The following is a 12193-nucleotide window of genomic DNA, read 5'->3' as shown; positions in this document are numbered from 1 at the left end:
GGCGCAGGTCTCGCCCGCCCTCGCCCTGGGGGACGACGCCCTGGTGCTCTCCCACCGCCTGGGGGAGTGGGCCGGACACGCCCCCGTCCTCGAAGAGGAGGTCGCCCTGGCGAACATCGCCCTCGACCTGCTCGGCCAGGCCCGCGTCCTGCTCTCCCTGGTGGGCGACGAGGACGAGTTGGCGTACCTCCGCGAGGAGCGCGCCTTCCGCAACCTCCAACTGGTCGAGCAGCCGAACGACGACTTCGCGCACACCATCGCCCGCCAGCTCTACTTCTCCACCTACCAGACCCTGCTGTACGGCCAGTTGGCCACGGGCAGCGGACAGTTCGCGCCCCTGGCGGCGAAGGCCGTCAAGGAGGTCGCCTACCACCAGGACCACGCGGAGCAGTGGACACTGCGCCTCGGCGACGGGACGGCCGAGAGCCATGAGCGCATGCAACGCGGGCTCGACGCGCTGTGGCGTTTCACCGGCGAGATGTTCCAGCCGGTGGACGGCCTGGACATCGACTGCCAGGAGCTGCGCGCCGGTTGGACCGCCTCGGTGACCTCCGTCGTCGAGCGCGCCACCCTGGCCGTGCCCGGCGGGCCGCAGACCGGCGCGTGGACGGCGGGCGCCGGCCGCCAAGGCCTGCACACCGAACCGTTCGGACGCATGCTCGCCGAGATGCAGCACCTGCATCGCAGCCACCCGGGGGCGTCATGGTGACGACCGCGCCCACCGCGCTGGAAGCGGAGCTGCTGGCCCTCGCGGGCTCGGTGCCCGACCCGGAGCTGCCGGTGCTCACCCTGGGCGACCTCGGTGTGGTGCGCGGCGTGCGGGTCCTCGCCCCGGGCAAGGTCGACGTCGAGCTGACGCCCACGTACACCGGCTGTCCGGCGATCGAGGCCATGACCTCCGACATAGAGCGGGCGTTGCACGACCACGGCATGACGGAGGTCTCGGTGCGCACCGTGCTCTCCCCCGCCTGGTCGACGGATGACATCAGCGCAGAGGGCCGTCGCAAGCTCGCCGCGTTCGGCATAGCGCCCCCGCGCTCCCACCCGACGGACGGCCCGGTCCCCCTGAGCCTCTCGATCCGCTGCCCGCACTGCGGCTCGACCGACACGGAACTGCTCAGCCGCTTCTCCTCCACGGCCTGCAAGGCGCTGCGCCGCTGCGTCTCCTGCCGTGAACCCTTCGACCACTTCAAGGAGTTGTGATGGCCCGCTTCCACCCGCTCCGGGTAGCGGCGGTCGACCGGCTCACCGACGACTCCGTGACGCTGACCTTCGACGTGCCGCGCGAACTGCGCGAGGAGTACCGCTTCGCCCCGGGCCAGCACCTCGCCATCCGCCGCTTCGCCGACGGCACCGAGATCCGGCGTACGTACTCGATCTGCTCCCCCGCCCCACGCCCCGACGCCCCGGACGAGCCCCGGACGCTACGGGTGGGGGTGCGCCTCGTCGAGGACGGCGCCTTCTCGACGTACGCCTTCAAGGAGCTTGCCGTCGGGGACGAGCTGGACGTGATGACCCCGGCCGGCCGTTTCACCCTGGAACCCGCGCCCGGGCGCTATGCGGCGGTGGTCGGCGGCAGCGGGATCACCCCGGTGCTGTCCATCGTCACGACGCTTCTGGAGCGCGAGCCGCTGGCGGACTTCTGCCTCATCCGCAGCGACCGCACCGCCGCCTCGACGATGTTCCTGGAGGAGGTCGCCGACCTCAAGGACCGGTGGCCGGACCGGTTCCAGCTGGTGACCGTGCTCTCCCGTGAGGAGCAGCAGGCGGGCCTCGACTCCGGGCGTCTCGATGAGGAGCGGCTCACTCGGCTCCTGCCGGCGTTGCTTCCGGTGGCGGAGATCAAGGGCTGGTTCCTGTGCGGCCCGTTCGGCCTGGTGCAGAGCGCGGAGCGGACCTTGCGCGCGCTGGGCGTGCCCCGGAGACACATCCACGAGGAGATCTTCCACGTGGACGGTGGGGTGGCCGGCGGGGTGGCCACCGCGGGCCCGGCATCGTCCCCCACAGCCGCGGTCTCGAACAGCAGGGTGACCGCCACCCTCGACGGCCGCTCGGGCACCTGGCCCGTCCTGGACGGCGAGACGCTGCTGGAGGCGGTTCTGCGCAACCGCGCGGACGCGCCCTACGCCTGCAAGGGCGGGGTGTGCGGGACCTGCCGCGCCTTCCGGGTCTCCGGAGAGGTCCGGATGGACCGCAACTTCGCACTGGAACCGGAGGAGACGGAGGCCGGCTATGTGCTGGCGTGCCAGTCGCATCCGGTCTCGGACACGGTGGAGTTGGACTTCGACCGCTGAGCCGCCCCGACCGGATACCGCCGACCGAGCGCCCGCCTGTTCCCTTCTTCTAGAACCTGTTCTATCTTGACGCTCCGTCGGGTGCGAAGAGGCCGGTGCACGGGAGGACAGGCAGTGGACTTCACCTTCACCGAGGAACAGCAGGCCGTGGTCGAGGCGGCCAAGGCGCTCTTCTCCGACGTCGTGCCGGACGGGGTGCCGAGCCCGGCCCTCACGTCCGGCGCCGTCGCCGAGGACTTCGACCGCGCCCTGTGGTCCCGGCTGGCCGACGCCGATCTCCTCGGCCTGCTCATCGGCGCCGAACACGGCGGCGTGGGCCTCGACGCCATCGCCCTCTGCCTGGCACTCCGCGAGTCCGCGAAGGTCCTCGCCCGGGTGCCGCTCCTGGAACACAGCACCGCCGCCTGGGCCGTACAGACGTACGGTGGCGAGGAGTTGAGGCGGCGGGTCCTCCCCCGGGCCGGGCGCGGGGAACTCGTCCTGACCGTCGCCGCCCACGGCCGAACCGGTCACGACCCGGCCGAACTGGCCGTCACCGCGCAGCGGGACGGCGAGACCTGGCTCCTGGACGGGCTCCAGACGGCCGTCCCCTGGGCGCAGAACTCCGACCGGGTCGTCATCCCCGCCCACACCCCCGACGGGCGCACCGTCCTCGCGATCGTGCCGCGCGACCACGAGGGCATCACTCAGGCCGAGCAGTACTCCACCAGCGGCGAACGTCTCGCCGAGCTGCACCTGGCCGGTGCCCGTGTCGCCGCCTCCGACGTCATCGAGGCCGAAGGCGCCTGGGACCGGCTCCGTGACCTGCTCGCCACCGGCACCTGCGCGCTCGCGCTGGGCCTCGGCGAGGGCGTCCTCCGTATGACCGGCGAGTACACCGGCAAGCGGGAACAGTTCGGCCACCCCGTGGCCACGTTCCAGGCCGTGGCCGTGCAGGCCGCCGACCGGTACATCGACCTGCGCGCCATGGAGGTCACCCTCTGGCAGGCCGCCTGGCGCGTCAGCACCGGAGCGGACGGCGCCCTGCCTGCCGCCGGGGACGTGTCCGTCGCCAAGATCTGGGCGTCAGAGGGCGTACGCAGGGTCGTACAGACGGCCCAGCACCTGCACGGCGGCTTCGGCGCCGACACCGACTACCCCCTGCACCGCTACCACGCCTGGGCCAAGCAACTGGAACTCTCCCTCGGCCCGGCAGCGGCCCACGAGGAGGCACTGGGCGACCTGCTCGCCGCCCATGCCCTCGGCTGAGGCGGCTCAGATGACGGCGCCCGGCTCACCCTTGTCGTCGACGACGGGGCGGCCCGCGGCGGCCCAGGCCTCCATGCCACCGGCGACGTTCACCGCGTCGATGCCCTGCTGCCCGAGGTACATCGCGACCTGGGCGGAGCGGCCGCCGGACCGGCAGATGACGTTGACCTTGCCGTCCTGCGGCGCGGCCTCGGTCAACTCTCCGTACCGCGAGACGAATTCACTCATCGGGATGTGCAGCGCACCTTCCGCGTGGCCGGCCTGCCACTCGTCGTCCTCCCGGACGTCCAGCAGAAAGTCGCCGCTCGTGAGGTCGTCCACACCGACCGTGGGCACATGAGTTCCGAAAGCCATGTCCCCGACGCTACCCGACCGCCACCGGGCCCAGGACACGGCGGCACGATCACAAGCGGGGACACGGCCACGCGGACACGCGGGGCCCGGAAACACGGGGCCGGGAGGCACGGGGGCCCGGAGACACGGGAGCCCGGTGCCGTGCTCAGGCAGTCAACCGCTCCAGCTCCGCCTCGCGCTCGGCGACCTGCGCGAGCAGTTGCTCGGCGATCTCGTCGAGGAGCGTGTCCGGGTCGTCGGGCGCCAGGCGGAGCATGCCGCCGATCGCGCTCTCCTCCAGCTCCTTGGCGAGGACCGACAGCAGCTCCTTGCGCTGGGCGAGCCATTCGAGCCGCGCGTACAGCTCCTCGCTGCGGGTGAGCCGCAGCTCCTCGGGCACCGGCCCCGCGGCCCACTCCTCGGACAGCTCACGCAGCAGCGCCACGTCACCGCGGGCGTACGCGGCGTTGACACGGGTGATGAACTCCTCGCGCCGCTGCCGCTCGCTCTCCTCCTGCGCCAGGTCGGGGTGTGCCTTGCGGGCCAGCTCGCGGTAGAGCTTGCGGGCCTCTTCGCCGGGCCGCACCCGCTGCGGTGGCCGCACCGACTGGTCGGTCAGCATCGCGGCGGCCTCGGGGTAGAGCCCCTCGTCGTCCATCCAGCCGTGGAACAGCTCCTCGACGCCCGGCATCGGCATCACCCGGGCCCGCGCCTCCCCCGCCTTGCGCAGGTCCTCGGGGTCGCCGGTGCGGGCCGCGGTGGCCTCGGCGATCCGCGCGTCCAGTTCGTCGAGGCGCGCGTACATCGGGCCGAGCTTCTGGTGGTGCAGCCGGGAGAAGTTCTCGACCTCCACCCGGAAGGTCTCCAACGCGATCTCGTACTCGATCAGCGCCTGCTCGGCGGCGCGCACGGCCCTTTCGAGCCGCTCCTCGGGCCGCGCGACCGGCTCCTCGCGAGGCGCTTGCCCCGCGCCATCGCCCACACCGTCCGCCCGCTCCTCGCGTCCGCCTTCGGAGCGCGCCCTGAGCCGCTCCTTCAGCTGGTCCTTGAGCCGCCCCTCGGAACCCGGCCGCCCTGCCCCCTGGCCGGCGGGAGTCTCAGAAGACGAGGAAGCCCCGGAGGACACGGGCGTCTCAGAGGGCTCGGGCTGGGTCGGTTCGGCTTCCGGGATCGTCACTCGTCCAGCGTAGGCCACCCGGGGCCCCGCCCCGGAAACACACCGCGAGCACCGCCGTCACACCCCCTCCTCTGCCGCTATCCGTCCCTCCTTGACCGCCCGCACCAGCAACGCGTGATCCGCCTCCGTACGGTCCGCGTATGTCGTCGCGAACCGTGCCATCGCCTCGTCCAGCTCGTCATTCTTGCCGCAGTACCCCGCTATGAGGCGCGGGTCGGCGCTGTGCGCGTGGGCGCGGGCCAGCAGGGCGCCGGTCATGCGGCCGTAGTCGTCGAGCTGATCGGGGCTCAGCGCCGCCGGGTCCACGCTGCCCTTGCGGTTCCTGAACTGCCGTACCTGGAAGGGCCGGCCGTCCACCGTCGTCCACCCGAGGAGGAAGTCGCTGACGACCTGCATCCGCTTCTGGCCGAAGACCACCCGCCGCCCCTCGTGCGCGGTGTCGGGGGCCTTGAAGCCCGCTTCGGGCAGATGCGGCAGCAGAGCGGACGGCCGCACCTCCTTGACCTGGAGCACCAGCGGCTCACCTCGGTGGTCGAGCAGCAGCACCACGTACGACCGCAGGCCCACGCTGCCCGTGCCCACCACGCGGAAGGCCACGTCCTGGATCGCGTACCGCCCGAGGAGCGGCAGCCGGTCCTCGGCGAGCGTCTCCCGATACTCCCCGAGGGAGGCGGCCACCGCGGCTGCCTCCGCGTCCGGCACCCGCCGCAGCACGGGCGGGGCGTCGACGAACCGGCGCCCCTCGGAGCCGTCACCGCTCTCTACCCGCTCCGTCGACTTCGCGGCGAACCGCGCGCTCGTGTTGTGCCGGGCCCTCTCGGAGACGCGCTCCAGAGTGCCGAGGAGGTCACGCGCGTCGGTGTGCGAGACCAGTTCCTCGTCCGCGATGGCGTTCCACGCGTCCAGCACCGGCAGCTTCGCGAGCAGCCGCATGGTGCGGCGGTAGGCCCCCACGGCGTCCCGGGCGGCGGCCGCGCAGACGTCCTCGCCCGCGCCCGCCTCACGCCCCGCCAGCACCAGAGAGGTGGCCAGGCGCTTGAGGTCCCACTCCCAGGGGCCGTGCACCGTCTCGTCGAAGTCGTTGAGGTCGATGATGAGGCCCCCACGCGCGTCTCCGTAGAGCCCGAAGTTCGCCGCGTGGGCGTCCCCGCAGATCTGCGCGCCGATACCGGTCAGCGGGGCGCGCGCGAGGTCGTACGCCATGAGTCCGGCGGAGCCCCGCAGGAAGGCGAAGGGTGAGGCGGCCATCCGGCCCACCCGGATCGGCGCGAGCTCCGGGAGCCGGCTGCGGTTGGTCTCCTCCACCGCGGCCACGGGGTCGGGGCGTCCCGTGCCCTCCTCGAACTGCGCGTGCGCGAAGCGAGCGACTCGCTTCCGCAGCGCCTTGCCCTGACGCTTGGGAGACTCCTGCGTGGGCCAGGCCGCAAACCCCGGGACCTCCGGCAGCCGTGCGTCCGACACCGCGTCCCGCCCCTGGCCACGTCGCGGCTCGGGCACCGCGCCCCCGGACCCCTCGTCCTCACTCAGCTCCGCCATGTCCATCGCCCCCGCCCGGCACCCGCCCGTCCAACTAACCAGGCCTCGAAGGTACCGCCGCTCGTCCCAGCCCGTCAGAGCCTGTGGATAACTTCGGTGACATACATCACCGACACATCCCTGGCCGGCGGACGAGCCCCCACCGCGCATACCCCGGACGTACAAAAAGAAGCGGCCCTCTTCCGGACTTTCATCCGGAGGAGGACCGCTTCCTCATGGTGCGCGAGGGGGGAGTTGAACCCCCACGCCCTTTCGGGCACTGGAACCTGAATCCAGCGCGTCTGCCTATTCCGCCACCCGCGCATGGGTGTTGTCTTTGGGGTCTCTCACTGTGTGGTGCGAGCGCCTGCCGACATCCAGAAGATTAGCACGCTGCAGAGGGTGGATTCACATCCGTATTCGGCGGGCACCTGCCAAGGGATCCGTCGAGGAGTTCACTCCCCACCGCACGAGCCATCAAAGCCAACACCGCACGCACCACCAGATCCGACACCGCACCCCCCTCACCACCACACGCGGACCCCGCCCGGCCCGACCACCATCGCCCCCGCCCAGACACCCCCGAACACCCGGTCACGCCCCCGCCCACACCCCACCCGTGCCACCCCGCTCCCCGCCGAGCCGCCGGGGTCCGCGGCCGGGTGCGGGACACTGGCTTTGAGGCCCCTCTACGATCCCTGGTAAGAGGAGACTCGAGCAGGCATTCCACGCTTCCACCCGGAAGGGTTTCCGGGCCCGGAAGTCAGGGCCCCGTCAGGGGTCCTGGGAGGGTCTCCGACGCCAGGTGCGGGCATGCCTTGTGAGAGGCGACACTCGTCGACCGGGCGGACAGGGGGAACCAGCCGATTTCCCGGCGCGTGGATACGATCAGTAAGCAGTACCAGGATGACTACGACGGAGGAGGTGCCCCATGGGAGTCCTGAAGAAGTTCGAGCAGCGACTCGAAGGTCTGGTCAACGGCACCTTCGCCAAGGTGTTCAAGTCCGAGGTCCAGCCTGTCGAGATCGCCGGCGCCCTCCAGCGCGAGTGCGACAACAACGCGACGATCTGGAACCGCGAGCGGACGGTCGTCCCCAATGACTTCATCGTGGAGCTGAGCGCGCCCGACTTCGAGCGCCTGAGCCCTTACTCCGGGCAGCTCGGCGACGAGCTCTCCGGCATGGTGCGCGACTACGCCAAGCAGCAGCGCTACAGCTTCATGGGGCCCATCAAGGTCCACCTGGAGAAGGCCGAGGATCTCGACACCGGCCTGTACCGCGTCCGCAGCCGCACACTCGCCTCCAGCAGTTCCCAGTCCCCCGAGCGCGCCCCGGCGGGCCCCGGCCCCAGTGGCCCCGCGGCCCCCGGCCGAGGGGCAGGACCGGGCGGCGGCTACGGCTATCCGCAGCCGCCCTCCGGGGCTCCCGGCGGGGCACCTCCCATGCCGGCGGCGCCACCGCCCGGCGCGGGCCGCCCCGGCGGCCAGTCCCCGGCAGCGGCCAGACCCTCGGGTCCCGGTGCCGGAGCGCTTCCGGGCGCCCAGGTGCGGCGCTGGATCGAGATCAACGGCAATCGCCATCAGATCTCCCGCCCGACGCTGGTGCTGGGACGCAGCACCGACGCCGATGTGCGGATCGACGACCCCGGCGTATCCCGCCGGCACTGTGAGATCCGGACCGGAACGCCCTCGACGATCCAGGATCTCGGGTCTACCAACGGCATCGTGGTAGACGGGCAGCACACCACCCGCGCTACGCTCCGCGACGGCTCGCGGATCGTCGTGGGCCAAACCACCATCGTTTACCGGCAAGCCGAAGGGTGAAGCGGGGGCAATGTCAGAGCTGACCCTGACGGTCATGCGGCTAGGTTTCCTAGCTGTTCTGTGGCTGTTCGTGATCGTGGCCGTCCAGGTCATCCGCAGCGACCTGTTCGGAACGCGCGTCACACAGCGCGGTTCGCGCCGCGAGCGGCCGCAACAGGCCGCCCGACAGCAGCAGGCCGCACCTCCCCAGCAGCGCCAGCAGCAGGGTGGCGGTGGCCGCCAGCGCCGCGGCGCCCCCACCAAGCTGGTCGTGTCCGAGGGCATCCTCGCGGGCACGACGGTCGCGCTGCAGGGCCAGACCATCACGCTGGGCCGTGCGCACGATTCGACGATCGTGCTGGACGACGACTACGCCTCCAGCAGGCATGCCAGGATCTACCCGGACCGTGACGGCCAGTGGATCGTCGAGGATCTCGGGTCCACCAACGGCACGTATCTCGACCGGACCCGACTCACCACCCCGACGCCCGTCCCGCTGGGCGCGCCGATCCGCATCGGCAAGACCGTCATTGAGCTGCGGAAGTAGTGCTACATGAATGAGCGCGAGCGGAGCGAGCGAGCCGAGGCGGCTGTCCAGGCGCTGGACGCCGGCGCGCTCCCGACCGGAGGGTGGGCACCGTGCGGATGTACCCGGAGCCAACGGGCGAGGTGCGCATGAGTCTGTCTTTGCGTTTCGCCGCCGGATCGCACAAAGGCATGATCCGGGAGGGGAACGAGGACTCCGGTTACGCCGGCCCCCGTCTCCTCGCCATCGCCGACGGCATGGGGGGCCAGGCGGCGGGCGAGGTGGCCAGCTCCGAGGTCATCTCGACGCTCGTCACGCTCGACGACGACGTCCCGGGCTCGGACATCCTGACCTCGCTCGGCACGGCCGTGCAGCGGGCCAACGACCAGCTGCGGCTGATGGTCGAGGAGGACCCGCAGCTGGAGGGCATGGGCACGACCCTGACCGCCCTCCTGTGGACGGGACAGCGCCTCGGCCTCGTACACGTCGGCGACTCACGCGCGTACCTCCTGCGGGACGGTGTGCTCACGCAGATCACGCAGGACCACACCTGGGTGCAGCGCCTCGTCGACGAGGGCCGCATCACCGAGGAAGAGGCCACCACGCACCCGCAGCGCTCCTTGCTGATGCGCGCGCTGGGCAGCGGTGACCACGTGGAGCCGGACCTCTCCATCCGTGAGGTCCGCGCCGGCGACCGGTACCTGATCTGCTCGGACGGTCTCTCCGGAGTCGTCTCGCACCAGACCATGGAGGACGCCCTGGCGTCCTACCAGGGCCCGCAGGAGACCGTGCAGGAGCTGATCCAGCTCGCGCTGCGCGGCGGCGGCCCCGACAACATCACGGTGATCGTCGCCGACGTCCTGGACATCGACAGCGGCGACACCCTCGCCGGTCAGCTGTCCGACACCCCCGTGGTGGTCGGCGCGGTCGCCGAGAACCAGCTCCAGTCGCAGGACGACGGCGCGATGCAGACGCCCGCGGGCCGCGCATCCGGCCTCGGCCGTCCCGTGCCCCCGCAGCCCTCCGGCGGCGGCTTCGGGCCGCCCGGCAGCGGCGACACCACGGGGTACGTCCCCGAGGGCAGCTTCGGGGCGTACGACGACGATGACTTCGTGAAGCCCGGCGGCGGCCGCAAGTGGCTCAAGAGATCCCTCTACGCCGCGCTCGCGCTCGCCGTCATCGGCGGCGGGCTCTACGGCGGGTACCGCTGGACCCAGACCCAGTACTTCGTGGGCACGAAGGGCGAGCACATCGCCCTCTACCGCGGCATCGACCAGGACCTGGCCTGGGTCAGCCTGTCGAAGGTGGAGAAGGACCACCCCGAGATCGAACTCAAGTACCTGCCGCCCTACCAGCGCAAGCAGGTCGAGGCCACCCTCGCCGAGGGCGACCTCGACACGGCCCAGAGCAAGATCGAGGAGCTGGGCCTGCAGGCCTCGGCGTGCAGGAAGGACGCCGAGCGCCGCAAGGTGGAGCGCGAGAACCGCGAGAACGCCGAGGACGCGGCCAAGCCCGGCGAGGGCGAGGCGGGCGGCACGACCGGTCTGACCAAGGACCCGGTCGACGAACCCACCGCGAACCCGTCGGACCCGGCCGACAAGAACGACAAGAACAGCACGACCGACAAGAACAAGTCCAAGACCGCACCGACTCCCACACCCGGCCCCAGCCTCTCCGAGGATGAGCAGAAGCTGGTCCCGCTGTGCGGTAAGCAGTAAGCAGCCGTTGGGGGCCTCTGCACGCCATGAGCAGTACTACACACACGTCGACGATCGGCGCGATCGGGGCGCCGAGCCGGCGCAACACCGAACTCGCGCTGCTCGCTTTCGCGGTCGTCATCCCGTTGTTCGCCTACATCAACGTCGGCCTCGCGCTCGACGGCGAACTGCCGTCCGGCATGCTCGGGTACGGGATGGGGCTCGGCCTGCTCGCAGGCGTCGGCCACATCGTCGTACGCAAGTTCGCCTCGTACGCGGACCCGCTGCTGTTGCCGTTGGCGACCTTGCTCAACGGACTGGGTCTCGTCATCATCTGGCGGCTCGACCAGTCCGAGCGACTGCAGCGGCTGGCGAAAGACCAGTACGGCGCCTTCAGCCCGTCGGCCCCGAACCAACTGATGTACTCGGCGATCGGAATCGCCCTGTTCGTCGGCGTGCTCCTGCTGATGAAGGACCATCGGGTCCTGCAGCGGTACACCTACATCTCCATGGTCGGGGCGCTCGTCCTGCTGCTGCTTCCGCTGGTCCCCGGCCTCGGCATGAACGTCTTCGGTGCCAAGATCTGGATCAGCATCGGAGGCTTCTCCATTCAGCCGGGCGAGTTCGCGAAGATCGTCATCGCGGTCTTCTTCGCCGGCTATCTGATGGTGAAGCGGGATGCCCTGGCTCTCGCGTCACGTCGCTTCATGGGCCTCTACCTGCCGCGTGGCCGTGACCTCGGACCCATCATCGTCGTCTGGGCGATGTCCATCCTCATCCTCGTCTTCGAGACCGACCTCGGTACGTCGCTGCTGTTCTTCGGCATGTTCGTCGTCATGCTGTACGTCGCCACGGAGCGCACGAGCTGGATCGTCTTCGGTCTGCTGATGTCTGCTGTCGGCGCGGTCGGTGTGGCGAGCTTCGAGCCGCATGTGGAAAGCCGCGTGCAGGCCTGGCTGGACCCGATGCGCGAGTACACGCTCAGCCGCCAGGGTGTGTCCGGCCACTCGGAGCAGGCGATGCAGGCTCTCTGGTCATTCGGTTCCGGTGGTGTGCTCGGTACGGGACTCGGTCAGGGCCACTCGGATCTGATCAAGTTCGCCGCCAACTCCGACTTCGTCCTGGCGACTTTCGGTGAGGAGCTCGGGCTGGCCGGGGTCATGGCAATCCTGCTGATCTACGGTCTGATCGTGGAGCGCGGCCTTCGCACGGCGCTCGCGGCCCGCGACCCGTTCGGCAAGCTGCTCGCGGCCGGACTGTCCGGCGCCTTCGCCATCCAGGTCTTCGTCGTCGCGGGCGGCGTCATGGGGTTGATTCCGCTGACCGGTATGACCATGCCCTTCCTGGCGTACGGCGGTTCCTCCGTCATCGCCAACTGGGCCCTGGTCGGTATTCTGTTGCGCATCAGCGATACCGCCAGAAGGCCCGCTCCTTCTCCCGCGCCCAGCCCCGATGCCGAGATGACCCAGGTAGTCCGACCGGAGTGAACTGGACCACCCCCATCTGCCCGCAGAACGGCGGGGGACCGCCCCGGCGAGCGACGCGCCCTCCTCTCGAAGCCCGCGCCGGACGTCCCCTTCCCGTTCACTCCCCGTAAAACCA

11 protein-coding genes and 1 tRNA gene are annotated in these 12193 nt (G+C 70.8%); 8 read left to right on the top strand and 4 right to left on the bottom strand.

Features of this window, described 5'->3' with window-relative positions; genetic code table 11:
- Positions 1 to 25: 25 nt before the first annotated feature.
- The 4 genes from paaC to J2N69_RS19070 all read left to right on the top strand — a co-directional run bounded on the left by paaC (position 26) and on the right by J2N69_RS19070 (position 3542).
- The gene (paaC, locus tag J2N69_RS19085) at positions 26 to 709 is read left to right on the top strand and encodes a 1,2-phenylacetyl-CoA epoxidase subunit PaaC (protein ID WP_230904774.1); all 684 of its coding nucleotides are present in this window, start codon (positions 26 to 28) and stop codon (positions 707 to 709) included.
- Complete coding sequence (gene paaD / locus J2N69_RS19080) at positions 703 to 1203, top strand: 1,2-phenylacetyl-CoA epoxidase subunit PaaD (RefSeq protein ID WP_230901861.1); 501 nt, start codon at positions 703 to 705, stop codon at positions 1201 to 1203. The genes paaC and paaD overlap by 7 nt, the downstream gene beginning before the upstream one ends.
- Positions 1203 to 2294, top strand: a complete 1092-nt coding sequence (locus J2N69_RS19075) for a 2Fe-2S iron-sulfur cluster-binding protein (RefSeq protein WP_230901860.1) — start codon at positions 1203 to 1205, stop codon at positions 2292 to 2294. The genes paaD and J2N69_RS19075 overlap by 1 nt, the downstream gene beginning before the upstream one ends.
- 114 nt (positions 2295 to 2408) lie before the next feature.
- Positions 2409 to 3542, top strand: a complete 1134-nt coding sequence (locus J2N69_RS19070; protein ID WP_230901859.1) for an acyl-CoA dehydrogenase family protein — start codon at positions 2409 to 2411, stop codon at positions 3540 to 3542.
- Between the two features lie 6 nt (positions 3543 to 3548).
- Here the strand turns inward: J2N69_RS19070 and J2N69_RS19065 are convergent, their stop codons facing one another.
- The 4 genes from J2N69_RS19065 to J2N69_RS19050 all read right to left on the bottom strand — a co-directional run bounded on the left by J2N69_RS19065 (position 3549) and on the right by J2N69_RS19050 (position 6891).
- Entirely contained in the window at positions 3549 to 3896 is a 348-nt protein-coding gene (locus J2N69_RS19065) for a rhodanese-like domain-containing protein (protein WP_230901858.1), read from the bottom strand.
- A gap of 145 nt (positions 3897 to 4041) precedes the next feature.
- Positions 4042 to 4857, bottom strand: a complete 816-nt coding sequence (locus J2N69_RS19060) for a hypothetical protein (RefSeq protein WP_230904773.1) — start codon at positions 4855 to 4857, stop codon at positions 4042 to 4044.
- 252 nt (positions 4858 to 5109) lie between these two features.
- A complete protein-coding gene (locus J2N69_RS19055) occupies positions 5110 to 6588 on the bottom strand; it encodes a DUF2252 domain-containing protein (protein WP_230901857.1) in 1479 nt (492 codons plus the stop codon).
- 216 nt (positions 6589 to 6804) lie between these two features.
- Positions 6805 to 6891 (bottom strand) — tRNA-Leu (locus J2N69_RS19050).
- A 607-nt stretch (positions 6892 to 7498) separates the two neighbouring features.
- Here J2N69_RS19050 and J2N69_RS19045 point away from each other — a divergent pair.
- The 4 genes from J2N69_RS19045 to J2N69_RS19030 all read left to right on the top strand — a co-directional run bounded on the left by J2N69_RS19045 (position 7499) and on the right by J2N69_RS19030 (position 12078).
- On the top strand, positions 7499 to 8389 hold the full coding sequence (locus J2N69_RS19045; protein ID WP_230901856.1) for an FhaA domain-containing protein: 891 nt from the start codon (positions 7499 to 7501) through the stop codon (positions 8387 to 8389).
- Between the two features lie 10 nt (positions 8390 to 8399).
- Entirely contained in the window at positions 8400 to 8915 is a 516-nt protein-coding gene (locus tag J2N69_RS19040) for an FHA domain-containing protein FhaB/FipA (protein WP_127909422.1), read from the top strand.
- A 128-nt stretch (positions 8916 to 9043) separates the two neighbouring features.
- The gene (locus J2N69_RS19035) at positions 9044 to 10612 is read left to right on the top strand and encodes a Stp1/IreP family PP2C-type Ser/Thr phosphatase (protein WP_230901855.1); all 1569 of its coding nucleotides are present in this window, start codon (positions 9044 to 9046) and stop codon (positions 10610 to 10612) included.
- Positions 10613 to 10638: 26 nt separating this feature from the next.
- Positions 10639 to 12078, top strand: coding sequence for an FtsW/RodA/SpoVE family cell cycle protein (locus tag J2N69_RS19030; RefSeq protein ID WP_230901854.1), 1440 nt, complete (start codon positions 10639 to 10641; stop codon positions 12076 to 12078).
- Positions 12079 to 12193 lie beyond the last annotated feature (115 nt).

Source organism: Streptomyces huasconensis (genome assembly GCF_021028635.1).
Taxonomy (GTDB): domain Bacteria; phylum Actinomycetota; class Actinomycetes; order Streptomycetales; family Streptomycetaceae; genus Streptomyces; species Streptomyces huasconensis.
Note: the sequence above shows the minus strand (reverse complement) of the source record. Positions and strands in the feature narration are given on the sequence as shown.